Here is a 25,173-nt window from a genome sequence, read left to right on the forward strand (position 1 = left end):
AGGTCAGGTGGAGAGCGTGACGTCGCTTGTCGGGACGTCCGCCTCCACGACCCAGTGCGCGTCGACCTCGCCTGCCGCGAACGACCCGTTGGTCAGCTCGACGCGTTCCCGCAGGCCGAGCAGCCCGCTTCCGGTCGAGTTCGGGTCGACGCGCGCCTGCGCCGGAAGCTGGTTGATCACCTGTACGTGCGCGCCCGCGTCGTCGACGCCAAGCGTGATGTCGACGGGTGAGCCCTTCGGGGAGTAGCGCATCGCGTTGGTCGCCGCCTCCCGCACGATCCGCGCGAGGGTCTTCTGGCTGGTGGCGTCGAGCCGGTCGATCTCCGGGTTGACCACGAGGCGCACCGGGTGCCCTGCATCCTCGAGCGTCGCCGTGACGGCGTGCGTGGTGGCGGTGATCGTCATGGCGCCCGCGTCGCTCGACTGTCCGGAGCGCAGCGAGTGGACGAGCGTCGACAGGTCGTTGCGGGCGCTCTCGGTGGTGCGGCTCAGGTGCGCAACCGTCGAGGAGATCCGTTCGGGCTCCATGGCGCTCGGGGTCAGGTGCATCGCGATCAGCGACAGTTGGTGCGCGACGATGTCGTGCAGTTCGGAGGCGAGTTGGCGGCGCTCCTCCATCCGCGCCTCGTCGCGCTCCCGGGCGAGCCGGGACACCTCTTCGAGTTGGCGCAGTCGCACGGTGCGGAAGAAGTAGACGCCGATCCCGCCGAGCACCGACGGCAGCGCCAGCGGGACGGTGTCGATGAGCCTCAGTTGCGACGGCCAGGTCGTTGTCTCGACCAGGACCATCCAGCCGATGGCGACCAGCGGAAGCGTCAGCGGCAGCCTCGACACCACGATGACGGTCAGTGCAGAGGCGGCGATCGTCGGCTGCGTGAACGCCCAGAGCGTCTCGCCCGGCATCAGGGAGGACAGGACCACCTCGACCAGCAGGATCAGCGCACCGAGCCACGGCCGCCAGACGGCTACCAGGATGCCGACGCACACCACCAACCACTGCAGGTCGCCGGTCCAGTCGAGGCCGTTGAACAGGCTGAAGCCGAGCACCAGGAGTGCGAGCACCGCGCCGGCGGCGCTCAGCACACCGAGCACCTGCTGGTCCTGCCCGAGCGAGGCGAGCGGGTGCCGTCGCCTCGGCGCTTGGACGGTGGCTCCGAGCGTCAAGCGGGCGGTCATGCCTTGGAGATCGGTGATCTCGAGGGCGCCGCCGGCGGCGGAGGCCTGCTCCTCGACGCGACCCGCGCGGTGCAGATCGTCGGGGACAGGCCGGCACAGGTCAGGCACAGCGTGAGGGGCGCTCCGGTGTCGACCTCGAGGGTGCACACGGCACCCGGGGGAGCGGACGCGACGATGGCCTCCGCGCCCATCCGCAGGAAGCCCGACACCACCGAGGCGACATCGCGCGAGCCGATGCCGTCCGACCCCTCGATCTCCACCTCGAAGCCGTGCGAGACCAGTTCGTCCTCGAACCACTCGATGGCTGCGGCCAGGCTCACGGCGTCGGCGGCGTTGGCGGGGGCACGCAGAGTCGTCACCAGCAGTCGCAGCCGGGCAAGGGCTGAGCGGGACTCGTCTCCGACCCGGCTGAGGATGTGGCGGGCGTTCTCGGGGTCGGGGTCGCGGCCTGCGCGCTCCAGCGCGCGCGTGGTGTCGTTCAGGTTGCGCACCAGCAGCGAGGCGAGTTCGCCCGCTAGCGCCGTGCGTTCCTCCTCGCGCGCCAGGGCGGTGCGCCTGCTCAGCGCCTCGATCTGGTTCTCGCCGAGGGCCTGGTTGCCGAGCCAGGTGCGGATCCAGAGCCCCACGGCATAGCAGAGCGCCAACGCGGCGACCACGGCCATGGTGCGGATCGGCAGCTTGACGATCACGCTGTCGTAGAGCACGAAGCTCAGGTGGATCGCGGCCAACGCGACCACGCCGCGCGGGCGCCACCGGATGGCGGCCATCACGGCCGTGAAGCCCATCGCCACCAGGCCGAGGCCGAAGTGGGCGTAGTGGGGGGCCACCACCAGCAACGGGACCGAGATCAGCGCCCCGAGGCCCGGCCACCAGAGGCACAGGACCGCCGAGAGCGTCTCGAGCGTCGACAGCAGCGACTCCATGTCGGACGCGAAGAACGGGAACGAGATCCCGCCGCCGAGCACGAGCAGGGACACGATGGTGACCTTGACGAGGGGAATGATCCACCCGACAACGCCAGAGGTGCCCTGGATCGCCACGGTGTCCCCCTCTCTCCGCAGCCGCTGCGCCCACCTTAGAGTGTTGCCCTGACTGCAGTCGCACCACCCCTGGGGGTGTGTCATCTGGCCTTCCGTTGGCCGGAAGTGAACTTGGAAGGGTCAGGACCGTGACAAAGAATGAACAGATGCCCATCCCAACGCCCGTTCGCGTGCTCATCGTCGACGATGAGTCGCTGGTGCGCAGCGCGTTCCGGGCCTTGTTGAGTGCCGATCCGGGGTATCAGGTCGTCGCGGAGGCGAAGGAGGGCGGTGAGGGCGTCACCATGTTTGGCCGGTTCCTGCCCGACATCGTGCTGATGGACCTCCAGATGGCCCCGATGAACGGCGTGCAGGCGACGCGGGAGATCTGCGAGAAGCAGCCGGACGCGTGCGTGCTTGCGCTCACCACGTTCGGCACCCGCAACTACATCGTTGCCGCGCTGCGGGCGGGCGCAGCGGGCTACCTGTTGAAGGACTCCCGCCCCGAACAGCTCCTCGCGGGCATCCAGCAGGCGCTGCGCGGCGACATGCCGCTTTCCTCGACGGTGCGCCGCCAACTGGTGGACACCATCGTCGCCGACCAACTCCCGGCGCAGCCCGAGATCTCGCTCACCCCGCGCGAGAAGGAACTGCTCGAATGGCTGACGCACGGCCTCACCAACCGGCAGATCGCGCGCAACATGCACCTGTCCGAGGGCTCAGTCAAGCAGTACCTGGCGCACGTCGGCGAGAAGCTCGGCGTCACCTCGCGCACCCAGATCCTCGTCAAGGCGATCCAGCTCCGCCTCGTCGATCCCCACCGACCGTCCGGGCAGCCCGCCCGATAGACCCTGGAGACCCAATGCCTAGAGAACTCGACGAACTGCAACGCAAAGAAGCACCAGCCGCCGGGAACCTGGGTAGCCCAACGGGTCGCCCGCGGATCACAGCCGACGCCGTCCACAAGGCCTACCAGGTCGGCGACGACACCCTCGAGATCCTGCACGGGGTATCCCTCGCGGTCGAGGAGGGCGAACTGGTGGCGGTGATGGGCCCGTCCGGGTCCGGCAAGTCGACGCTGTTGTATTGCCTGGCCGGGCTCGAGGAGCCGACCTCGGGCGCCGTCTCGTTGGCGGGCAAGGAACTCGGGCCGCTATCGCGAGCCGACCTGGCGCGGATGCGCCGCACGTCGGTCGGCTTCGTGTTCCAGTCCTACAACCTGATCCCGACGCTGACGGCCCGCCAGAACGTGGCGCTGCCCTACACGCTGAACAAGGCAAAGGCGCCCACCGCGCTGATCGACCAGACGTTGACCACCGTCGGCCTCGCCGACCGGATGGACGCCCGCCCGCCGTCGATGTCGGGAGGCGAGCAGCAGCGCGTCGCCCTCGCGCGAGTCCTCGCGCAGCGCCCCCAGGTGCTCTTCGCCGACGAGCCGACCGGCGCCCTCGACTCACGCACCGGCGACGTGGTGCTGCAGGAACTGGTCCAGATCGCGCACCAGAGCGACAGTTGCGGACTGATCGTGACGCACGACCCGTCGGTCGCGGCGGCCTGCGACCGGGTGCTGTTCCTGCGCGACGGCAGACTCGCGGGCGAACTGACGGGAGCGACAATCGAAGAGGTCTCTGCGGTGCTCGCCGACCTCAGCCAGACGGAGGACTGAGCCGTGTGGCGCGTGTACCTGGCCGAACTGCGCGACTCCTGGCCCGCCTGGCTCGGTGTCAGCCTGACGTTCATCGTGACGAACCTGTCGTTTGCCAACAGTTCCCTCGTGCTCGCCTCCGGGTGGGCGGCCGTCGGTTCCGGCCAACTGGCCCTCAACGACAGCGCCGAGTTCACGGCGGCACCCATCACCAACTACGTCTTCTCCGCCATCGTCGCCCTGGTGGTGATTTCCGGCGGAGCCAGGATGGTGGTCGACTCGCGCAGGGGTGCCCTCGCCCGGCTAGCCCTCGCGGGGGCCTCGCCGCGGCAGGTGATCGCCTCGGTCCTGGTGCAACTGGCCGCGGTCTCGCTCGCCTGCGCCGTGATCGCCGATGTGATCGCGCTCGTCACCCTTGACCCGTACCTCGGCTTCCTCACCACGGGCGTCGAGTCCGGGCTCGAGATCGCAAAGCCGGCACCCGTCTACGCCCTTGGCCAGATGCTGCTGGCCAACCTGGGCGTGGTGGCGGTCGCCCTGATCGGCGGCTACTCGCAGGCGCGGCGGGCCGCGGCCGTTACCCCCGTCGAGGCGCTCCGGCAGGCAAGCGGGGGCACCGAGTTCCGGATGCGTCCCGTGCGCTGGGTCTTCGCGATCCTCGGCGGGTTGCTTCTGATCGGCCTGTTCGCCGCGATCGGCCCCATCGCGTCGGCGCGCACCAGCGAGACGGTCAGCACGCTGCTGCAACTGTCCATCGTCGCGCTGATGGTGTTTGTGGTGGTGGTCTCGTTGCTCGCACCGCTGCTGATCGGGCCGCTGACGCAGGCGTGGACGCGGATCCTGCCCATCCCGGACCCCGCCTGGACGCTGACCAGGCTGAACCTTGCCGCGCGCGGGGCGCAGTTCGCGCGCTCGGCGGTGCCCGTCATCTTCACCGTCGGCCTGATGTTCGGGCTGCTGTCGATCTTCCCGACCATCTACGCCACGTCGCTGATCAACGAGTTCCCCGGGGGCGTCGTGACGCTCGACAAGGCGAACCTCGGCGCGGTGCTCAGCCTCGTCGGCCCGGCGCTTGCGATCGCGCTGGCGGGCGCCGTCGGCAATGTCTTCATGATGAGCAAGCGGCGTGACGCCGAACTGGCGCTGCTCGGCATCACGGGCGCGACCCCCGGCCAGCGGCAGCGGATGGCCGTGCTGGAGGCCCTGATCCTGACCGTTACCTCCACGATGCTCGGGCTGCTCGCGTATGCGGTGATGGCTGGCTATCTCGCGCTGTCGTTCAGCCAGGCGGGCTATACGCCAGCGCTGTCGGTGCCGGTGTCGGCCTGGCTGGTCGCCGTGCTCGGCACCACCCTCGTGCTCGTGGCGGCGACCTATCTGCCGACGCTGCGTGCCCTCGGACAGCCGGAGCCCCGCGTCGTTGCCGCAATGGTGGGGCAGTAGCGACCTGATGGAAGCCGCCCTTGTCGGAGCGTCTGGGCCTACCGTTGAGGGGAATACACTGTCGGTTCTCAACGTTGAGTGTCGTAGACTCAACTTTGAAAATCAGATCTCATCAGGAGAGCACCAGAGACATGAACACCGAAAGGCTAACGACCAAGTCGCGCGACGCCGTCACGGCGGCGGTACGCCAGGCCCTCACGAAGGGCAACCCCAACACCGAACCCGAGCACCTGCTGCACGGGCTGCTGCTGACCCCTGACAACACCGTCGGCGCGCTGCTCAAGGCGGTCGGTGCCGACCCTGCGGTGGTCGACAACGCGGCCGTCCAGGCCATCGACAAGCTCCCATCGACCTCCGGCAGTTCGGTCAGCCAGCCCGCCATCAGCGGGCCGCTGGCGCGCGTCCTCGCCCAGGCGGAGACCCTCGCGGACGAGATGGGCGACAGCTTCGTCGCCACCGAACACCTGCTCATCGCGCTGGCCATGATCCCCTCGGCCGCCAAGACCATCCTCGACAAGGCCAACGCCACCCCCGAAGAGCTGACGAAGGCCTTCGAGGCCTCGCGCGGGGGCAAGCGCGTCACCTCCGCCGAGTCGGAGGGCGGCGAGTCGGTGCTGGAGAAGTACTCCGTCGACATGACCGAGCGTGCCCGTGAAGGCAAGCTCGACCCCGTCATCGGCCGCGACTCGGAGATCCGTCGGGTCGTGCAGGTGCTCGCCCGGCGCACCAAGAACAACCCGGTGCTGATCGGCGAGCCAGGCGTCGGCAAGACGGCGGTCGTAGAGGGGCTCGCGCAGCGCCTCGTCGCGGGTGACGTGCCCGACTCGCTGAAGAACCGCCGCCTCGTCTCCCTCGACCTCGCGTCGATGGTCGCGGGCGCCAAGTACCGCGGCGAGTTCGAGGAGCGCCTCAAGGCCGTCCTCAACGAGATCAAGGAGTCCGACGGGCAGATCGTCACCTTCATCGACGAACTGCACACGGTGGTCGGGGCGGGTGCCTCCGGCGAGGGCGCGATGGATGCGGGCAACATGCTCAAGCCGATGCTCGCCCGCGGTGAGCTGCGGATGATCGGCGCGACCACGCTCGACGAGTACCGCGAGCGGATCGAGAAGGATCCCGCGCTTGAGCGCCGCTTCCAGCAGGTCTACGTAGGCGAGCCCACCGTCGAGGACACCGTCGCCATCCTTCGCGGGCTGCGGGAGCGGTACGAGGCGCACCACAAGGTGCGGATCACCGACTCGGCCCTCGTCGCGGCCGCCTCGCTGTCGAACCGCTACATCACCAACAGGCAGCTCCCCGACAAGGCCATCGACCTTGTCGACGAGGCGGCGTCGCGGCTGCGGATGGAGATCGACTCCTCCCCGGAGGACATCGACATGCTGCGTCGCGAGGTCGACCGGATGACGATGGAGAAGTTCGCCCTCGAGAAGGAGACCGACGCCGCGTCCAAGGAGCGCCTCGAGCACCTGAGGGCCGAGCTCGCCGACTCCGAGGAGAAGCTGCGCGGCATGGAGGCGAGCTGGGAGTCGGAGAAGTCGACGCTGAACAAGGTCGGCGACCTGAAGAAGAAGATGGACGAGTTGCGCGTCGAGGCCGACAAGGCCCAGCGTGAGGGAGACCTGACGCGCGCCTCGACCATCCTGTACGGCGACATCCCGAAGGTCGAGAAGGAGATCGCCGACGCTGAGGAGACAGACAACGTGCCGTCGATGGTCTCCGAGGAGGTCGGCGCAAGCGACATCGCAGAGGTGGTCTCGGCGTGGACCGGCGTGCCTGTCGGCAGGCTGCTCCAGGGCGAGTCGGAGAAGCTGCTCGACATGGAGCAGCGGATCGGCTCGCGCCTGATCGGGCAGCGAGAGGCCGTCAAGGCCGTCTCGGACGCCGTCCGCCGCTCCAGGGCAGGCATCTCGGACCCGAACCGGCCCATCGGCTCGTTCCTGTTCCTCGGCCCGACCGGCGTCGGCAAGACGGAGCTGGCCAAGTCGCTCGCCGACTTCCTGTTCGACGATGAGACCGCTCTGGTGCGCATCGACATGTCGGAGTACTCCGAGAAGCACTCGGTGGCCCGGCTGGTCGGCGCCCCTCCCGGCTATGTCGGCTACGAGGAGGGCGGCCAACTCACGGAGGCCGTGCGTCGCCGCCCCTACTCGGTGATCCTGCTCGACGAGGTGGAGAAGGCGCACCCGGACCTGTTCAACATCCTGCTCCAGGTCCTCGACGACGGCCGCCTGACCGACGGTCAGGGCCGCACGGTCGACTTCCGCAACACGCTGCTGATCCTGACCTCGAACCTGGGCAGTCAGTTCATGGCCGACCCGCTGCTCGACCCCGAGAACAAGAAGAACTCGGTGATGGGCGTCGTCCGGCAGGCGTTCCGTCCGGAGTTCCTGAACCGCCTCGACGACATCGTGCTGTTCGAGCCGCTGTCGCCGGAGGACCTGGGCAGGATCGTCGAGATCCAGATCGCGAAGCTCAACAAGCGGCTTGCCGAGCGGCGCATCACCCTCGAGGTGACCGACGCAGCACGGCACTGGCTCGCGGAGGTCGGATTCGACCCGGTCTACGGCGCACGGCCGTTGCGACGCCTGGTGCAGAGCACCATCGAGGACCAGTTGGCGCGCGCGCTGCTGGCGGGCGAAATCGAGGAGGGCCAGGTCGTCCACTTCGACAAGGTCGGCGACGGCATCGAACTCGTCTAGGACACCCGCACCAAGGGCCCGCGGCACTCGCCGCGGGCCCTTGCCCATCGCGTCCGGACCCCTTGCGGGTACGCTTGAGCAATGGTTGGCGACGACAACATACGCATTGGTGACTCGGAGCGCGAAGCGGCGGTCACGGAACTGCAGAACCATCACGCCGCCGGCCGGCTCAGCACCGACGAGTTCAACGACCGGATGGGCAAGGCCCTGGAGGCGAGGACGGCCTCCGAGCTGAGCGCCCTGTTCTACGACCTGCCTGGCAGCGCGCCGTCCCCGTACGAGGGCGGCTACGGCGATCCCTACGGGCTCGACGCGGGCTACACGACGCCGACCTCGACGCCCGCCACGTGGGGCGAGCCGAGCCAGGACGTGCAACAGGCAGAGGCGGTCCGCCCGTGGTTCGCGCAGTGGTGGATGATCATCCCCGCGCTCGTCATCGCCGGTGGGGCGAGCGGGCGGCTGTGGTTTCTCGTGCCTGCGATGGCCATCTGGCTGTGGGTGATCTGGCCGAGCCTGCACCAGCGGCGCCAGGTGACGCAGGCCCCCGCCGCGCCTCCCCGGCCGCTGACCTACTCGGAGCGCGACGAGGTGATCCTCGCGCTACAGAGCGCAGGGGAGGTCGCCGCGATCAGGCGCTACCGCCAACTCACGGGGGCGGACCTGTACACGGCCACCATGACCGTGCGTGCCATGAACCGCGAACTGGGCTCCTAAGGGAAGAACAGCCGCAGGTCGCCCGGGTTGGGGTTGAAGTACCCGACCGCGTTCTTACCCGCGATCGCGCGGGCGTCGGCGGCCGCCTTCTTGGCGTCGCCGTCGGGGCAGAAGGCGCGCGTCATGGTCCTGCCGAACTCGTAGCGCGTCGTCCCGTCCTTCGCGTCGGCGTATGGACCGTTCGTGGCGGGAAAGTCCTGCGAAAAGTCGGAGAACCAGATCCGCATGCCGACGGTCCCGATGTCGGGGTCGTCGTCCGGGGTCAACTGCGCGGAGTACCACGCCAGGAACTCGTCGTCGTCGACCCGTGGTGCGGCGGCGGCGTCGAAGATCGCGATCTCATAGGCCATCGGTGAACCTCCCGTTCTCCTCGGGAAACTACCGCGCCGGCCAGCGCCGTGGGGGCGTTTCGACCCATTGACGAGCCAAGAGGCCGTGGTCAGCCGGGGTTGCAGCCGTCGATGTAGGCGACCCCCGGCACGAGCCGCGCCCATTCGTCCTCCGACAGCGGGGCGCCGAAGCCCGCGCACAGTTGGCCGCGAGCGACGACCGGGTCGTCCTCCCAGGCGACGGTGCGACCGTCGTCCAGCGACATCACGAACTTGCCCGCGAACGTGTCGACGCCCGTGACCATGTCGCCGCCCGGGCGCAGCATCAGGTCGAGCGCCCAGCGCTTGGCGGCGTGCCGCCAGACCCACAGGTCGCCAGCCCTCGACGCCGCGAGGAGCTGGTCGCCGTCCTCGGAGAACTGCAACTGGGAGAGCGAGGACCTGGCGTCGCCCAGTTGGGCCGTCATGCGCGGGGTCGCGGGATCTGTCAGGTCGTAGATGGCCACGATGCCTGCGTCGTCGCCGATCGCCAGGTCGCCGTCGGGGGCGAAGTTGAAGCTGATCGGCACGGTGTGGCGGTCGGAGGCGCTCGTGGAGACAAGCCGCGGCGTGTCCCCGTCGACCTGCCAGAGGTTGAACCCCTTCCCGTCGCGGGTCATGCATGCGAACAGGGTGCTGTCGGCGTTGAACGCGGACGAACTGGGCCACCCGTCAAGGCGCTCGACCTCCGACCAGCCATGCTCGCCTGTCCGGTACAGCCGGTAGCCCGCCTGGCCGCGGTACCCGACCACCAACAGGTTCCCGTCGGGAGAGAGCTGGATGTCGACCAGGCCGGTCGGCAGCGGCTGGGTGCCGGTCACCCGGTAGGCGCCGTCGCGCAGCGTCAGCGTGACGAGTTCGCCCGCGTCGGTCTGGTTGACGAGGGTGCCTCCAGCGGCGTCGATGGCGTAGTAGGCGTTGTAGGCGGAGCCGGCCGGGGGCGGGTCGATCGGCAGGGGCTCCCAGCCGCGCGGCGTGTCCGTCATCATCACGGCGCCGCGGTCGGTGCCGATGAGCAGCCCCGCGTCGCTGCGGATGACGTCGTAGTGGATGACGCCCTCGGGAGAGGTGAGGATGGCGCCCAGGTCGGGGCGGCTCCATTGGCTCGTCTCCCCCTCGCTCGAACCGGCCACGACGCTGGCGCCGCTGCCGCTGACGCTCGTGACGGTGCTTCGACCGGGGAAGATGCCGAGCAGGTGCCCCGTCGTGTCGTACTCCTCGACCGTGCCGAAGGCCCCGGCCACCAGCAGCGAGTCGCCCAGGTGTGCGACCGAGTTCACCACCGAGGATGTGGGGATGCTCAGCAGTCGCCCCAACGTCGCGCCGTCCCAGAGCGTCGCCTCCCGCACAGTTGAGCCTGCCAGGAACTGCTCGCCGTCGGGCGACGCGGAGATGCCGAGCACGGTTCCGGAGAAGGCCAGCGGTTCCTGCGCGGCGCCCGAGCGGTCGAACACCTCGATCCGGTCGCGGCGACCACCAGCCAGGACGAAGCGGTCGTTGGCCGCCAGGCCGGTCACGGCGGTCTCCGCACCGATGGTGAGGTCGGGGAGCCGCTTGGGCGACTCCGGGGCCGACAGGTCGACGCGGCGGACGGAACCGTCCAGCGTCCCGACCAGCGCCACGTCGCCCTGCCAGGCGGCGCTGTAGCCGACGGTGTCGGCGCCGAACTCGGCCAGTTCGCGCGGCTTGTCGGTGACGTCCCACACCGAGGCGGTCCGCTGCCCGCCGAGGATCACCTGGTCCCTTCCTCCGCTCTGGCGTAGCGAGAGCGCGAACAGTTGCTCCCCGTCGCTGTGCACGGTGGCCGGGGGCGCGGTCAGGGTGCCGTCGCGCCAGATGCTGAGCACGCCCTCGCTGTCGGCCCGCACGATGAGCCGGGCGTCCGCGCTGACCGCGACCATGGTGTTGCCGGTCGGGCCGGTCGCCCGGGTCGGGACGCCAGAGGCGGCAGAGGTGAGCACGCTCGAGCGGGTCTGGACGTTGTCGTCGAGCGCGTATGCCGCGACGCTCAACTGGCCCGCGAGGTTCGCAGACGTCGAGCGCACCTCGTCGCTGATCAGGGCGATCTGGCGGGACTGGGCGGCCCGGGTGGTCGCCTCGCCCTGCTGCCGGTAGTCCTCAGAGCGAAAGGAGGCGAAGATCGCGGCGACCGCCATCGCCACCGCCAACCCTCCCGCGACAAGGGCGATGTTCTGGCGCCTGCGGATCCGCGAGATGGTGTGGCGCTGCTCGACGAGGGCAGCCTCCCCCTCCGCGCAACTGGCGTCGATGAAGTCGTGCTCGGCGCGCGAGAGCACCGTCGCCTCGTCGGAGTCGGCCCACGCCTGCCACAGTTGTGCCTCCGCTGGCATCAGGGCGTCCTTGGTGCGGCCGCCCTCGTCCCAGAGTTGCGCGGCGAGGTGGATGCGGCGCCCGAGCAGCAGGGTCGCCTGCGCGCCCTCGACCCACTCCGCCAGGCGGCGCCAGTGCAGCAGCAGCGCGTCGTGGGACACCTCCAGTTGGTCGTCGATGCGCAGCAGGATGCGGGAGGCGACGAAGGGCTCCGCGACGGAGGCCATCTCGGGGGTGAGCGCCGCGACGGGGATCCGCCGACGCAGCGCAGCCGTGCCGTCGACGTTGAGGAGCGAGAGGAGCAGGCGTCGGGCCGTCTCCTGCTGTGCGGGCGTGAACGACTCGTAGATCGAGTCGGCCTCGCGGTTGAGCGCCGACCAGAGGCCGCCGGTCGTGAAGTAGTCCGCTGGCGTCAGCGACCCGCCCGAGGAGGTCTCCCAGCAGCGGCGAAGCACGCTCGACAGCAGCGGAAGCACGACCCCTGCGGCCGGCTCGCCGTACGCCTTGATGTCGCGGAGCAGCAGTTGTGTCAGTTCGGGGGAGACGCTTCGCCCATGTCTGAGCGACGGCTGTTCGATGATCCGGACGTAGCACTCCTGGGAGACGGGGCCGAGCACGACGGGGCTGCTCAGGTCGCGGGAGAGCCACTCGTCGCGCATCGCAAGGCCGATCGCGTCTGCGCGTAGCCCGATCACGCACACCACGCTGGGGGGCAGCGTGCTGAGGCGTGCCACCGCCTCGCGCTGCCCCGCGGTGTCGAGCCGGTCGAGGTCCTCGAACTGGTCGACCACCAGGAGGGTCGGGGTCGTCGGGACCTTCATGGTCGCGATGTCGCCCGGGCCGATCCGCATCGGCTTGAGGTGGTGCAGGGCGCCGCCCGGCGCCGTCTCGCGGCCGATCAGCCCTGCCGCGAGCAGCGAGGTCTTGCCCGACCCGGACTCCCCGAGCAGGAAGACGACGCGCGCCGCGTCGTCCTGCGTCGGCCGGAGGCAGGCCTCGACGAGCTTGCGCAGCGACTGCTCTCGACCGAAATACAGGCCCGCCTGCTCGGGGGTGTACGGACCAAGCCCGGCGTACGGCGTCTCGGCGATCGTGCGCATCGTCCGCAGCGCCGCGATGGTGCCGAGCCAGCGATCCTCGGCGTCGTCGTCCGCTGTCAGACCCAGGTGGCCGAGCAGTTCCAGGAACTTCGGCGTGAGCGCGTGCGTCGGCAGATGCTTGCCCTCGAACCATCCCTGTACGGTCGAGGCCGGGAGCGCCACAAGGGTCGACGCGTGGCGGATGGAGATGCCGCGTGCCTTCCGCGCCTTGGCTAGCAGCGCGACCAATTCCTCGCGTGAGCCAGGTGACTGCATGCAAGCAGCTAACCACCCATGCCGATTCCGTACGGCACGCGGTCACCTATTGGTCGTTACCCGTACGGACTCGTACACCGTACGGCTGGATGTTGGGGCGGTCGGTGCCTACCGTGGGGGTGTACTAAGACCTGGTTGATCCATAGCGAGGCTCGAGTACACCGGCCGGCTGGCTGGGGCGCGTGGGTCGGCCTGGGCCGGCCCATGCGTCGGTCGGGATGGATTTGGGGGGCATCCCGGCCGACGTCAGGCGCCGCGCAGTTCGAGCAACTTCCCGCCCGCGCCATCCTGCAGCAGCCAGATGCCGCCGTCGGGCCCCTGCTCCACCTCTCGGATCCGCGCACCCATCGGCCACGTGTCGGCCAGCGTCGCCGCCTCGCCGTCGAGATCGATCCGGATCAGCGCCTCGCCGGAGAGCGCACCGATGAACGCGTCGCCGCGCCAGGCGGGGAACGCATCGCCCTGGTAGATCATCAGGGAGCCGGGGGAGATGCTCGGGTTCCAGGACACCTTCGGCGCCTCGAAGCCGTCGCCTGGCGCGTGGTCGGGAATGTCCGAGCCGTCGTAGTTGGAGCCGTTGGAGGCCTCGGGCCAGCCGTAGTTGAGGCCTGGCTTGATGAGGTTGACCTCGTCGCCGCCCTTGGGGCCCATCTCGCTCGACCAGAGCCGGCCGTCGGCGTCGAAGGCGAGGCCGAGCGGGTTGCGGTGGCCGATGGTCCAGAACTGCTGGGAGACCGGGATGTCCTCCTGGAAGGGGTTGCCCGGCGCGGGCTGCCCGTCGAGCGTCAGGCGCAGGATCTTGCCGAGATTCGAGTCGAACTCCTGCGCCGGGGAGAACTGCTGACGATCGCCTGAGCTGAGGTAGAGGTGGTCGTCATGGATGGCGAGCCGGTGCGAGTAGTGCCCGCCGCCGTCGATCTTGGGAGTCTGCTCCCAGATCTTCGTGATGTCGCTGAGGGTGGCGGCGTCGACGTCAAGGCGCGCCTTCGCGACCACAGCCCCGCTCGAGCCGCCAGAGCCCTCGACCCAACTGAGGTACACCGCGCCGTCGCTCTCGAAGGTCGGGCCGGCGATGATGTCGCCGAAGCCGCCCTGTGTGGTGACGGTGACCTCCGGCACACCGCTGACCTCACGGACGCCCTCCGGGCCGCGCAACTTCAGGGCGCCGCCCTTCTCCGTGATGGCGAGCAGGTCGGTGCCGGGGAGCGCGACCATCGCCCAGGGTTCGTCGAAGGCCTCGTGTTCCACGACCTCGAAGGTGTGTCCCGTCGGCGTGGGGCTCGGAGCGGGCGACGAGGGTGTCGGGGATGCTGCGCCGGAAGGGGCGGCGGTCGTGGCCTCGGGCGTGGTGGTCGTCGCCGGGGCGCTCGGTTGCTCCTGGGGGCCGGAACAGGCAGCGGCGAGGGCGGTGGAGGCGAGTAGGGCGACGACGGTTCGTGCTCTCATGCCACGACGTTACCCGCTGGTCAGCGCAGCGCGTACACACCCAGAAAGACGTCTACCGCCTCGGCGGCGGTCGCCCGGATCTGGTCGGCGTCGGGAGCGGGCTCGCCGAGCAGCACGCGGATCTGGGCGTCCCGGACGGTGAGCCCGTACAGCAGGCGGTAGGCGTTGCCGATGTCGTCGATGCGCAGTTCGCCGTCGGCGGCCGCCCCGGCGAGGTAGTCCTCCACCAGTGGGCCGACCCGGTGCCTGCCGCCGGCGAGCAGCACGCGGGCGAGTTCTGCCGACGTCATCGCGGCCCTGTTCATCGCGACCGACCGGGGGCCGGTCAACAGGCCGAGCAGCCCGCGGCAGTAGGCCTCCAAGGTGTCGCGCACCGTGGACCGCCCGCCCAGCGCGGCCTTGACCGCCTCGGCGGAGGCATCCGCCTCCCGTTCGACGACGGCGGACACGAGGCCTTCCAGGCCGCCGAACCAGGTGTAGACCGTCGCCTTCGACGCGCCGGCCCGCTCGGCGACGCCCGACACGGTCAGCTCATCTGGGCCGTCGGCGATCAGCAGTTCGAGCGCCGCGTCGAGCATCGCCTCTCTGCGGGCGCCGACCTCGTCGGCCCTGGGTCGTCCTCGTGCCATCACTTGACTAACTGTACTCCAAGGTACGATTATTTAATTAAACCAAGACGTTCAATTAAGGAGTGGTCATGAACAGATGGCAAGCGATTGGGGTCGTCCCGGTGGTCTTCGCGGGTGCGGCCTTCGGATTCTTCTACGCGTGGGTGTGCTCCACGCTGTGGGGGTTGGACACGTTGGCCCCGCAGGCGGCGATCGACGCCATGAACGCGATGAACGAGTCGGTGCGCAACCCCGTCTTCTTCGCTGGCTTCTTCCTGACCCCGGTGGTCGCGCTCGTGTGGGGGGCGCTGCTGCTGTGGTCGGGGCGGCGGCGCGCGGCCATCGTCGCTGGCGTGGCGGCGGTCGTCTACGTGCTGGGCGTCGTGCTGCTGACCAACTCGTTCAACCTGCCGCTCAACGACTGGCTCGCCACCGTCGAGGTCGACGACCCTGCGGAGGTCTGGTCGAGCTACTCGGGCAGATGGCAGGTCTGGAACCTGGTGCGCACCGTCGTCAGTGGAGTCGTGCTCGCGGCGCTTGCCTGCGCGGTGGCGCTTGCGGGCAACGCGCCCCGCTCCCGGCGCGTCGGCTCAGGAGAGCCAGCGGTCCCCGTGGGCGCGGAGGCCTAGCGTCACGGCCCTGGCTCCCATGAAGCCGAGCGTGAAGGCGCCCCAGAGCCACAGAAGCGCTGGCAGGCCATGGGGGAGCGTCAGGCCGATCAGCGCAAGGGGCGCGTACACAGCGAGGTTGATCGCGCCCGCCTTCGCGAGATAGGGGCCGTCCCCCGCGCCGATCAGGACGCCGTCGAGCAGGTAGACGTAGCCAGCCAGGCCGAGCGTCCCGCCCGCCACCAGCAGCAGGTACCCGACGATGCGGCGCACGTCGGCGTCGGTGCTGAAGGCCGCCGCGATCGGCCCGCGCAGCGCGATGGCCGCGAGCCCGAGCAGCACGCCCGCGCCGATCGACCAGCGGATCATCTTCGTGGTGAAGACCCGTGCCTCGTCCCGGTCGCCCGCTCCCAGGGCCGTCGCGATGATGGTCTGCCCGGCGATCGCGAGCGCGTCGAGCGCGTAGGCGAGCAGGTTCCACACGTTCATGGTGATGTGGTGGGCGGCGAGCGCCGCCGCCCCCTGGGCCGCGGCCACGTAGGTGGTCAGCAGCAGCGCGGCCCGCAGCAGCAGGGTGCGGACCCACAGCGGGAAGCCGACGCTCAGGCTGTGCAGCATGTCTGCCCACGCCGGCGCGAGGCGCGCGCCGCGGCGTCGGGCCTTGACGGTGACGATCGACGCGGCCGTCGCGCCGAGCACCGTCTCGGCGATCGCCGTGCCGAGTGCCGCGCCTGCGATGCCCATGCCGAGGCCGAAGACGAAGACCAGGTTCAGCAGCAGGTTGAGCGCGGCGACGCCGATCGACATCACCAGCGGCGTGGTGGCGTCGGAGAGTCCCCGGAAGGTTCCGGTCGCGCCGAGCATCACCAACATGCCCGGCAGGCCAGGCAGCGACCAGCGCAGGTAGTCGACGGCGAAGGGCAGCACGTCTGGCCCGGCGCCCAGCGCGGTCGACAGCCACGGCGCGAGCGGCCACATGGCCATCGCCAGCAGCGCGCCAAGGGCCGCGGCGACCCACATCGCCTGGACGCCCATCTCGAGGCCGCGGCGCGCGTCGCCCGCCCCGACGAACCGGGCCACGACCGCCGTCGATCCGTATGCCAGGAAGATCGACAGTCCGACCACCGTCAGCAGCAGGCCGCTGCCGATGCTCAGCCCCGCGAGTTCCACCGTCCCGAGTCGCCCGACGATCCAGGTGTCGGCCAGCAGCATCAGCGGATGCGCGAGCAGCGCCGCGAAGGCGGGCACGGCAAGGGAGAGGATGCGACGGGTGAGGCTCATGACGGCGTCAGCCTAGCCCGCCGTCGCTCCCGGCCGACCTCTTCGCCCGCCCGGCCCGCCGACGGGGCCGCTAGGCTCGTTCGGATGAGCGAGCGACTGTTCCCCGACCGGGACCACCCCGGCGCCTTCTGGGTGCGGTTCGGGCCGACGTCCCAGTCCTGGGTCGACCCGGATCGCCCGGACTTCCTCGCCTTCGAGTACGTCCAGCACATCGCGATGGTGCTCGACCACACCGTGTTGAACACGCCCGCGGCGCAGCGATTGCGCGTGGTTCACATCGGGGGAGCTGGCATGTCGCTGCCGCGCTGGGTCGCGTGGCGCAGGCCCGGCACCGCTCAGGTCGTCTGCGAGCCGGACACGTTGCTGACGGAGGAGGTCCGCCGCAAGATCCCGCTGCCGCCGCGCTCGGGCATCAAGGTGCGCGACGTCGACGGCAGGACGGGGCTATCCGCCATGCCGGACCAGTGGGCCGACGTCGTGATCGTCGACGCCTTCGACGGTGCCCAGGTGCCGGGCGAACTCGCCACGGAGGAGGCGCTCGACGAGGTGCGGCGAATCTGCAGGGGCGGGGCGGTCGCCGTCTTCAACGTCACGGATCGGTCGCCCTTCGCGTGGTCGAAGCACCTCGCCGGGGGCCTCGCGGAGCGGTGGCGCAACCTCCTGATCGGGATGGAACCCGTGGTCGCCAAGGGCAAGCGGTTCGGCAACCTGGTGCTCGTGGCCAGCGACGTGCGACCCGACTCCGCGGGCATCGAGCGGGAGTCGGCCAAGCTGACGATCGGGTACCGCTGGATCACGGGACGCGAGGCGCGCGACTGGCCGGGCGGCGCCGTTGCGCTGCGCGACGAGGCCGCCGAACCCTCGCCGGGCCCGCTCGGTCGCGGCTGGTGAGCTGGGGCCGACCTGCAACAATGGGCCCCGTGAATGCCAAGCGGGCGATGCCAGCCAAGACGGGACGGTCCCCGCTCCTCGTGCTGCTGATCGTCGTGCTCGTGGCGATCGTCGCAGGCGCAGGCTTCCTCGGATGGCAGTATCTGGGCACCAACGTGCTCGCCGACCGGGCGACCGGGCAGGCCGTCGCGGAACTCCGCCAGCGGTGGGCCGACTCGCCGACCCCGGCTCCCGCGGAGGGGGAACCCATCGTCATCGACCAACCTGCCGCGCATCAGGCCGCCTGGCTGCTGCGGATCCCCAAGCTCGGCCTCGAGCGGCCCATCATCGCCGGCGTCGAGGCGCAGGACCTCGGTCGCGGCGTCGGCTGGTACCCCGGGACCGCCCTTCCCGGGCAGGTCGGCAACTTTGCGCTCGCCGGCTACCGCGTCACCAACGGCGAGCCGTTCAAGCGGATCTTCGAACTCGAAAAGGGCGACGAGGTCATCATCGAGACCGAGCACGCGATCTTCACCTACACGCTCACCTCGGCGCCGGGCGACCTGACGGTCCCCGAGGACGCCAGTTGGGTGCTCGACCCCGTGCCTGGACAGAGCGACGTCGTCGCCACGCAGGCCTTCCTGACGTTGACCACGGCCGAGGACGTGATCGACACCCCCGACCGTGCCGTCGGCTTCGGCACCCTCACCAAGACGGAGAACAGATGAGCGACCGCACCGACCTGATCGAACAGATCTCCACCCTCGCCGTCGTGCACGGCAAGGTCACCCTCGCCTCGGGCAAGGAGGCCGACTACTACGTCGACATGCGGCGCGTCACCCTCGATGGCGTCGCCTCGCCGATCGTCGGGCGGGTCATGAACGACCTGGTCGCCGACCTCGACTTCGACGCCGTCGGCGGGCTCACGCTCGGCGCCGACCCCGTCGCCACCGCGATGCTGCACGCCAAGGCGGCCGCCGGCGGACGGCTCGACGCGTTCGTGGTGCGCAAGGAGTCCAAGGCGCACGGCATGCAGCGCCGGATCGAGGGAACCGAGGTCGCAGGGCGTCGCGTGCTCGTCGTCGAGGACACCTCCACGACCGGCGGATCGGCCCTGACGGCCGTCCAGGCTGTGCGGGAGGCGGGCGGTGAGGTCGTCGCGGTGGCGGTGGTCGTCGACCGTGGCACGGGCGCCGCGGAGGTCGTCGGCGCCGAGGGCCTGGAGTACCGCTACGCCGTCGGCCTTTCCGATCTCGGACTCTGATCCACTAATCCGCACAACGCTCCGGTGGTCCGCTACCGTGATTGCCAAACGTTAGGAGAGCAACGTGACCACAGTCGTGATCATCCTCATCATCCTGCTCGTGATCGCGCTCGCAGTCGTCGGGTGGGGCGTGAGCGCCTACAACGGCTTCGTGCGTAGCCGCAACACGATTCAGGAATCGTGGCGCCAGATCGACGTCGAGCTGAACCGCCGCTACGAGCTGATCCCCAACCTGGTCGAGACCGTGCGCGGCTACGCGGCGCACGAGCGCAACACGCTCGAGCAGATCACCTCGCTTCGCAACCAGGCGCGTGCGCTCGCCGGGCAGAGCGGCGGCCAGCCGAGCGACCAGCGATCCGAGATCGAGGCCCAGCTCTCGCAGGCGGTCACCAACCTGCTGGTCACCGTCGAGGCCTACCCCGAGCTGAAGTCGAACACGAACTTCGTAGAACTGCAGCGGGAGCTGACCGACACCGAGGACCGGATCGCGGCGGCGCGGCGCTTCTACAACGCCAACGTGCGCGAGTACAACACCAAGGTCGAGTCCGTGCCGAGCAACATCATCGCCAACTTCGCCAAGTTCGAGAAGGCCACCTACTTCGAGCTCAACGACCCGATCGCCCGCCAGGCGCCCGACGTCAACTTCGGCGAGATCTCGCAGCGCCCGGCCGACACCGGCCAGCAGCAGATCGCGCCCCAGCAGGTGAACAACCCGGTGCAGGCGCCGCAGCAGCAGCAGTACCAGCCGGAGCAGCAGAACGCGGATCGGCCACCGTTCCAGAACTGAGCCGCAACACAAGGCCCCCGGGACTCGACCAGAGTCCCGGGGGCCTTCTGCGTGCCAGGAGCCGAGGCTCAGGCGGCGGCGCCGCCGCGCTTGGAGCGACGCTTGTGCAGCAGGTACTCGACGCCCATCGGGATCAGCGAGACCAGCACGATCAGCACAAGCGCGAGGTCGATGTTGTCCCGGATCAGGGAGACGCTGCCCAGGAAGTAGCCGAGCACCGAGACCCCGACCGCCCAGAGGACCCCACCGATGGCCGAGTACGTGATGAAGGTGCGGAAACGCATGTGTGCGACGCCGGCGACAAGCGTCACGAAGGTGCGCACGATCGGCACGAAACGGGCGAGGATCAGGGCCCGCGAGCCGTAGTGGTCGAAGAAGGCGCTGGTGCGATCGACGTACTTCTGGTTGAAGAGCTTGCCCATCAGCCCTTCGCGGGGCTTGAACAGGGGAGGGCCGATCACTCGCCCGAGCCAGTAGCCTGCGACGTTGCCCGCGATCGCGGCAACCGTCAGGACGAGGCAGGCCAGGGCGAGCGTGCCGAACGGTGACTCAACAAGGTGCACGCTGCCGATGGCGGAGAACATACCGATCGTGAAGAGCAGCGAGTCGCCCGGCAGGATCGAGAAGAGGCCGCACTCGGCGAAGATGATGAAGGCGCAGCCCCACAGCGCCCAGTTGCCCATCGCGTTGATCAGGAACTCCGGATCGAGCCAGGCGGGCAGCAGGAGCGGGGCCAGTTGAAGCAGGTTCACGGAGCAAATCTAGACCCCTCGTCAACTAGTAGTTGAAATGTCAATCAGTATTTGTTACCGTTGAGTCACCAGCGTTTGAAAGGCACCTCCAATGAACCTCAATGAGCTCAAGGGCACCTACGTCCTCGATCCGGCCCACACCACCTTCTCCTTCGTCACCCGCCACGCGATGGTGACCAAGGTCCGCGGCTCCTTCCAGGAGTTCGAGGGCCAGGCCGTCGTCGACGGCGCCTACCCCGAGAACACCAAGCTCGAGGTCACGATCAACACCGGCTCGGTCGACACCCGCAGCGCCGACCGTGACGCGCACCTGCGTTCGGCCGACTTCTTCGACGCCGAGCAGTTCCCCCACATGACCTTCGTCGGCACCGCCTTCTCGATCGCGGGCAACGTCGTCAACGTCACCGGCGACCTGACCATCAAGGACGTCACCAAGGCCGTCACCTTCCCGCTCGAGTTCGAAGGTTCCGCCAAGGACCCCTTCGGCAACATCCGCGTCGGCTTCGAGGGCTCGACGCAGATCCTGCGCTCCGAGTTCGGGCTGACCTGGAACGCCGCGCTCGAGACCGGCGGCTTCCTCGTCTCGGACAAGGTCACCCTCGAGCTCGAGATCTCGGCCATCCAGCAGGCCTGATCCGCGACATCTCAGACGACCCCGGCCTTGGCGCCGGGGTCGTTTCGCGTCCGGGGCTTCGAGTTGGCGCGACCTGGGTACGTCGGGCACGCTCGGTACATGAGCGACGCGACGATCGACCCCACCGCGCCGACGGTCGGCGTCGGACCGCATCCGCTGCCGTGGCCGGAAGATGACCGTCTCGACCCGGACCTGCTGCGCGACGGGGACCGCCGCAACGTGGTCGACCGCTACCGCTACTGGCGCCTAGAGGCGATCGTCGAGGACCTCGACACCACGCGCTCCCGGCTGCATGTCGCGATCCAGAACTGGGAGCACGACTTCAACATCGGGTCGATGGTCCGCACCGCCAACGCCTTCAACGTCGCCGCCGTGCACATCGTCGGTAGGCGAAGGTGGAACAGGCGCGGCGCGATGGTCACCGACCGCTACCTGCACGTCCATCACCACGAGGACGAGGCCTCGCTGCTCGGCTACCTCGCGGAGCGCGGCATCGCAGCGGTCGGCGTCGACAACCTGGAGGGCTCGGTCGCGTTGGAGGACAACGCCCTACCTGCCGACTGCTGTCTGATCTTCGGCTCGGAGGGCCCCGGCCTGACGGACGCGATGGTCGCAGGCTGCGAGCGCCTCGTCGCGATCACCCAGAAGGGCTCGACCCGCTCCATGAACGCGGGCGCCGCCGCCGCGATCGCGATGTACCACTGGAGCCTGCAGCACGCAGACCCGCGCCCCGCACTTCCCGACCGCTAGAGTGACGCGCATGCAGCCATCGCGATTCGTCGCCGGTCTCACGCCGCTTCCGACGGCCGCCCGCGTCACCCGACAGCGTGGCGCGCTGCGGATGCGCCTCATCACCTCCGTGATCTCGCTCGTCCTCCTGATCGTCTTCATCCTTCTGTTCGGCAAGACCTGGTCGGCCGGATGGACGGTCACCATCGTGGTGCTGTGGGTGCTGTCGACCGCCTTCTGGTTCCTCGTCACGGTCGACGCGCTGCGTCGCGCCAAGCGCGACCTCGGCCTCATCCCCGAGGGCGATGCCTTCTACCTCGACCCGCAGGGGATCGAGTTCGTCTTCCCGAACCCGGCGACCCCCGTCAAGGTCGACTGGGCAGAGATCACCCGCTTCCGGCTCGCGGGCCGCAACTTCGGCGCGGGGCCGGTGCTCAGCGTCGAGGCCCGCGGCGAGGAGATCGCCCGGGTGCCGGTGAGCTTCCTCGACGCGACCCCAGCAGTCATCGACTCGGCGGCGCAGGCGTATTCCCTCGGCCGGGTCCGCCTCGATACCGAGGCCCTCGACAATGTCTTCTGACGCCCTCGTTCGGTGTCCGCGAGCCACCCCCCGCCGTGTCGCGGGAGGACCGGACGCGATAGGCTAGGAGCGAACCGACTCATCGAGAAAAGGGGCTTTCATGCCAGTCGCAACTCCCGAGGTCTATGCGGAGATGATCGATCGCGCCAAGGCAGGCAAGTTCGCCTACCCGGCCATCAACGTCTCCTCCTCGCAGACCCTCAATGCCGCGCTCCAGGGCTTCACCGAGGCTGGCTCGGACGGCATCCTGCAGGTCTCGACCGGCGGCGCCGAGTACTTCTCCGGCCCCACCGTCAAGGACAAGGTTGCAGGCGCCGCAGCGTTCGCCGCGTTCGCTCAGGAGGTCGCGAAGAACTACCCGATCAACGTCGCGCTGCACACCGACCACTGCCCCAAGGACAAGCTGGACAGCTTCGTCCGTCCGCTGCTTGCCATCTCGGAGGAGCGCGTCGCCCGCGGCGAGCTGCCCCTGTTCCAGTCGCACATGTGGGACGGCTCCGCCGTTCCCATGGAGGAGAACCTGCAGATCGCTGACGAGCTGCTCGCGCGCACCTCGAAGGCCAACATCATCCTCGAGATCGAGGTCGGCGTCGTCGGCGGCGAAGAGGACGGCGTCAAGGCCGAGATCAACGACAAGCTGTACACCACCGTCGAGGACGGCCTGCGCACCATCGAGGTTCTCGGCCTCGGCGAGAAGGGTCGCTACATCACGGCCCTGACCTTCGGCAACGTGCACGGCGTGTACAAGCCGGGTGCCGTCAAGCTGCGCCCCGAGGTCCTCAAGGAGATCCAGGAGGCCGTCGGCCAGAAGTACGGCAAGGAGTCGCCGTTCGACCTCGTGTTCCACGGTGGCTCGGGCTCGACCGCCCAGGAGATCTCGGACGCGGTCGACTTCGGCGTCATCAAGATGAACATCGACACCGACACCCAGTACGCGTTCACGCGTCCCGTGGCGGACTTCATGTTCAAGAACTACGACGGCGTCCTGAAGATTGACGGCGAAGTGGGCAACAAGAAGGCTTACGACCCCCGCGCATGGGGCAAGGCGGCCGAGGCCGGCATGGCCGCGCGCATCGTCGAGGCCTGCCAGCAGCTCCGCTCGGCGGGCACCTCGCTCGGCAAGTGAATTGATCACAGCCTGATCTAGACAAGAGGCCGGTCCCTTCGGGGGCCGGCCTCTTCGCATGTCCCAGGGGTCCCTCGCGACGAGGCGGGGGTGCGGGTCGAGGTCGAGCCCGTCCGGCTGGGGCGATGGGGTGGCGAGCGACTCGGGTGAAGTGATGGGTGAAGTTGCGGGTGAATACTCCGGTCCCGATCCGCGCCCAACGGGGAGACCGCGCCGGGGCGTGTGATGACGAGTTCCGACACGCCCGGGTAGTCCACCTCCGTCCTCCACTCCGGTGTGGCTAGCACTTTTGGGTATCTAGCAGTGGGTCCGGCCTGCTGGCTGTCGACGCAAGCCAGAGCGGGTGAACGGGGCTCCGACGAGGTGTTTCGCCGTCGGTCACGGCACTTGAGAAGGCTCCCCTTCCTGGGTTTGACTACGCCCCGTAGGAGAACGCCCGTCTGGGTGTTGGGGGCTGGAGGGTTACGTGTCGCGTCGAGCACATTCGAGGTCGATCGAGGTATCGGGAAGGGGTGTCCGCGCGGTCGTCGCCGGGCTGCTCTGCGTCCTCCTCGGCTTGAGCGCCGCGACCGCTCTGTACCCCCACCCGGCGGCAACGCCGGTGGAGTATGGCCGGACGGGGCCAGAGAACGTCTCCCTCTCGAACACGTACCTGTACTGGGAGACCCGGAACTCCGCGAGCAACGCCTTGACAGGCGGCGGCACCTACACCGTCGCGTTCAGCGACCAGCAGGGCACGCGGCAGGTTGCCGACTGCGTCGGCGACTGTTCCGCCACCGCGGACAAGGACCCCGACCCTGGCGAGTACCAACTGGTGTTCGACGCATTCAGCCGCCCTTCGTTCCTCTCACGCGTCACGATCACCCCCACCGCGCCTAGCTCCTGGACCTGGAATGGCCGAACCCAGACCTGGAAGTCGACAGACCCGAAGGTGCTGAGTTGGGGGCGAGTGGCGACGTCTACGGCAACGTCGATGCGGGGGACTTCTATGCGAACGAGTTCGTCGGCCCGGACAGGGCAGGGCTCACGTGCGCACCGGACACGTACTACGCCCTGACAAACGACGGACAGTTGAAGGTCGTCTCCGGAACCAGCGTCACGAACGTCGGAAACAAGGCGCCGGGTGTTACCCGGTTCAACGGGCTGGGGATCGGCGCGGGCGGTGGGCGCGTCTACGCCTACGAGCAGAGCGCGAACTCGACCTCGGTCACGATGTGGTACTTCGACGGACTCAACTGGCACCCCACCACCAACACCTTCTCCTCATCGGCCGGCGCGTACTTCATCGCGGGTGACGTCAACCCGTCCGACCAGGCCTACTACTTCGGTGGCTACGTCGGGAGCCGCTTCTACATCGACAAGTTCGTGCCCGAGACGGGCGTCACGTCCCGCGTCGGATGGGTCGAGTTGGGAATGTCGGGCAGCTTCAACGGCGACATCGCCTTCGACGCAGCAGGCAACCTCTTCATCCTGCGCAGCAGCACCGCGGACGGCACGACGACCCTCTTCTCCGTCACGGCGGCCGTCCTCGCGGCGGTGACCAACGGCGGCGACCGGCAGATGCCGACGTCGCAGTCGTTCACCCAGAAGCTGACCGGCTTCGTCGGCGTCAACGGGATCGCGTTCAACTCGACCGGCGGCATCTACCTGGGCACGCAGACCATCGCGCGCCAGTACCACCCTGCGACGTGGGAGAAGGTCGGCGGCGACGCGGCGGTCGGAGGCGCTTCGCCCGCCT

The 25,173-nt window shown here is 69.1% G+C and carries 22 protein-coding genes; 14 read left to right on the forward strand and 8 right to left on the reverse strand.

Features of this window, described 5'->3' with window-relative positions:
* Positions 1-3: 3 nt before the first annotated feature.
* Positions 4-1,284 (reverse strand): sensor histidine kinase, encoded by a 1,281-nt coding sequence (locus BW730_RS18335; protein WP_158522716.1) that lies wholly within the window; start codon positions 1,282-1,284, stop codon positions 4-6.
* A complete protein-coding gene (locus BW730_RS18340) occupies positions 1,173-2,216 on the reverse strand; it encodes a sensor histidine kinase (protein ID WP_145952943.1) in 1,044 nt (347 codons plus the stop codon). Before BW730_RS18340 ends, BW730_RS18335 begins: the two co-directional genes overlap by 112 nt.
* A gap of 146 nt (positions 2,217-2,362) precedes the next feature.
* On the opposite strand from BW730_RS18340, the gene BW730_RS16750 reads away from it, so the two are divergent.
* From BW730_RS16750 to BW730_RS16770, 5 genes are all read left to right on the forward strand, one after another.
* Positions 2,363-3,043, forward strand: a complete 681-nt coding sequence (locus tag BW730_RS16750) for a response regulator (RefSeq protein WP_077687263.1) — start codon at positions 2,363-2,365, stop codon at positions 3,041-3,043.
* 14 nt (positions 3,044-3,057) lie between these two features.
* Positions 3,058-3,861 carry an ABC transporter ATP-binding protein gene (locus tag BW730_RS16755; RefSeq protein WP_077687264.1) on the forward strand — a complete coding sequence of 268 codons (804 nt, stop codon included), beginning with the start codon at positions 3,058-3,060 and terminating at the stop codon, positions 3,859-3,861.
* 3 nt (positions 3,862-3,864) lie between these two features.
* Complete coding sequence (locus BW730_RS16760) at positions 3,865-5,283, forward strand: FtsX-like permease family protein (RefSeq protein ID WP_077687265.1); 1,419 nt, start codon at positions 3,865-3,867, stop codon at positions 5,281-5,283.
* Between the two features lie 131 nt (positions 5,284-5,414).
* Entirely contained in the window at positions 5,415-7,982 is a 2,568-nt protein-coding gene (gene clpB, locus BW730_RS16765) for an ATP-dependent chaperone ClpB (RefSeq protein ID WP_077687266.1), read from the forward strand.
* Between the two features lie 81 nt (positions 7,983-8,063).
* The gene (locus BW730_RS16770; RefSeq protein ID WP_077687267.1) at positions 8,064-8,696 is read left to right on the forward strand and encodes a DUF1707 SHOCT-like domain-containing protein; all 633 of its coding nucleotides are present in this window, start codon (positions 8,064-8,066) and stop codon (positions 8,694-8,696) included.
* Here the strand turns inward: BW730_RS16770 and BW730_RS16775 are convergent.
* The 4 genes from BW730_RS16775 to BW730_RS16790 form a co-directional block, all read right to left on the reverse strand.
* On the reverse strand, positions 8,693-9,046 hold the full coding sequence (locus tag BW730_RS16775; RefSeq protein WP_077687268.1) for a hypothetical protein: 354 nt from the start codon (positions 9,044-9,046) through the stop codon (positions 8,693-8,695). The two genes, BW730_RS16770 and BW730_RS16775, sit on opposite strands and share 4 nt — an antisense overlap.
* An 89-nt stretch (positions 9,047-9,135) precedes the next feature.
* Entirely contained in the window at positions 9,136-12,750 is a 3,615-nt protein-coding gene (locus tag BW730_RS16780) for an nSTAND1 domain-containing NTPase (protein WP_145952944.1), read from the reverse strand.
* Between the two features lie 246 nt (positions 12,751-12,996).
* The gene (locus BW730_RS16785) at positions 12,997-14,196 is read right to left on the reverse strand and encodes a PQQ-dependent sugar dehydrogenase (protein ID WP_077687270.1); all 1,200 of its coding nucleotides are present in this window, start codon (positions 14,194-14,196) and stop codon (positions 12,997-12,999) included.
* Positions 14,197-14,216: 20 nt separating this feature from the next.
* Complete coding sequence (locus tag BW730_RS16790) at positions 14,217-14,825, reverse strand: TetR/AcrR family transcriptional regulator (RefSeq protein ID WP_077687271.1); 609 nt, start codon at positions 14,823-14,825, stop codon at positions 14,217-14,219.
* A 68-nt stretch (positions 14,826-14,893) separates the two neighbouring features.
* Here BW730_RS16790 and BW730_RS16795 point away from each other — a divergent pair, with 68 nt between their 5' ends.
* Positions 14,894-15,433 (forward strand): anthrone oxygenase family protein, encoded by a 540-nt coding sequence (locus tag BW730_RS16795; protein WP_077687272.1) that lies wholly within the window; start codon positions 14,894-14,896, stop codon positions 15,431-15,433.
* Here BW730_RS16795 and BW730_RS16800 read toward each other — a convergent pair.
* Positions 15,395-16,693, reverse strand: coding sequence for an MATE family efflux transporter (locus tag BW730_RS16800; protein WP_077687273.1), 1,299 nt, complete (start codon positions 16,691-16,693; stop codon positions 15,395-15,397). The two genes, BW730_RS16795 and BW730_RS16800, sit on opposite strands and share 39 nt — an antisense overlap.
* Positions 16,694-16,777: 84 nt before the next feature.
* Between BW730_RS16800 and BW730_RS16805 the strand changes: the two genes are divergently transcribed.
* The 4 genes from BW730_RS16805 to BW730_RS16820 all read left to right on the forward strand — a co-directional run bounded on the left by BW730_RS16805 (position 16,778) and on the right by BW730_RS16820 (position 19,614).
* On the forward strand, positions 16,778-17,584 hold the full coding sequence (locus tag BW730_RS16805; RefSeq protein WP_077687274.1) for a spermidine synthase: 807 nt from the start codon (positions 16,778-16,780) through the stop codon (positions 17,582-17,584).
* A gap of 29 nt (positions 17,585-17,613) precedes the next feature.
* Positions 17,614-18,291, forward strand: a complete 678-nt coding sequence (locus tag BW730_RS16810) for a class E sortase (protein ID WP_158522717.1) — start codon at positions 17,614-17,616, stop codon at positions 18,289-18,291.
* Complete coding sequence (pyrE, locus tag BW730_RS16815) at positions 18,288-18,827, forward strand: orotate phosphoribosyltransferase (protein ID WP_077687276.1); 540 nt, start codon at positions 18,288-18,290, stop codon at positions 18,825-18,827. Before BW730_RS16810 ends, pyrE begins: the two co-directional genes overlap by 4 nt.
* 64 nt (positions 18,828-18,891) lie before the next feature.
* Complete coding sequence (locus BW730_RS16820) at positions 18,892-19,614, forward strand: LemA family protein (RefSeq protein ID WP_077687277.1); 723 nt, start codon at positions 18,892-18,894, stop codon at positions 19,612-19,614.
* 68 nt (positions 19,615-19,682) lie between these two features.
* Here the strand turns inward: BW730_RS16820 and BW730_RS16825 are convergent, their stop codons facing one another.
* Positions 19,683-20,366, reverse strand: a complete 684-nt coding sequence (locus BW730_RS16825) for a DedA family protein (protein ID WP_226996872.1) — start codon at positions 20,364-20,366, stop codon at positions 19,683-19,685.
* Positions 20,367-20,457: 91 nt separating this feature from the next.
* Here BW730_RS16825 and BW730_RS16830 point away from each other — a divergent pair, with 91 nt between their 5' ends.
* The 4 genes from BW730_RS16830 to fbaA all read left to right on the forward strand — a co-directional run bounded on the left by BW730_RS16830 (position 20,458) and on the right by fbaA (position 23,435).
* Positions 20,458-21,000 carry a YceI family protein gene (locus BW730_RS16830; protein ID WP_077687278.1) on the forward strand — a complete coding sequence of 181 codons (543 nt, stop codon included), beginning with the start codon at positions 20,458-20,460 and terminating at the stop codon, positions 20,998-21,000.
* Positions 21,001-21,099: 99 nt separating this feature from the next.
* Positions 21,100-21,750 (forward strand): TrmH family RNA methyltransferase, encoded by a 651-nt coding sequence (locus BW730_RS16835; protein ID WP_077687279.1) that lies wholly within the window; start codon positions 21,100-21,102, stop codon positions 21,748-21,750.
* Between the two features lie 10 nt (positions 21,751-21,760).
* The gene (locus tag BW730_RS16840; protein ID WP_145952945.1) at positions 21,761-22,309 is read left to right on the forward strand and encodes a hypothetical protein; all 549 of its coding nucleotides are present in this window, start codon (positions 21,761-21,763) and stop codon (positions 22,307-22,309) included.
* Positions 22,310-22,409: 100 nt separating this feature from the next.
* Entirely contained in the window at positions 22,410-23,435 is a 1,026-nt protein-coding gene (fbaA, locus tag BW730_RS16845; RefSeq protein ID WP_077687281.1) for a class II fructose-bisphosphate aldolase, read from the forward strand.
* Positions 23,436-25,173 lie beyond the last annotated feature (1,738 nt).

It is taken from the genome of Tessaracoccus aquimaris (assembly GCF_001997345.1).
GTDB lineage: Bacteria > Actinomycetota > Actinomycetes > Propionibacteriales > Propionibacteriaceae > Arachnia > Arachnia aquimaris.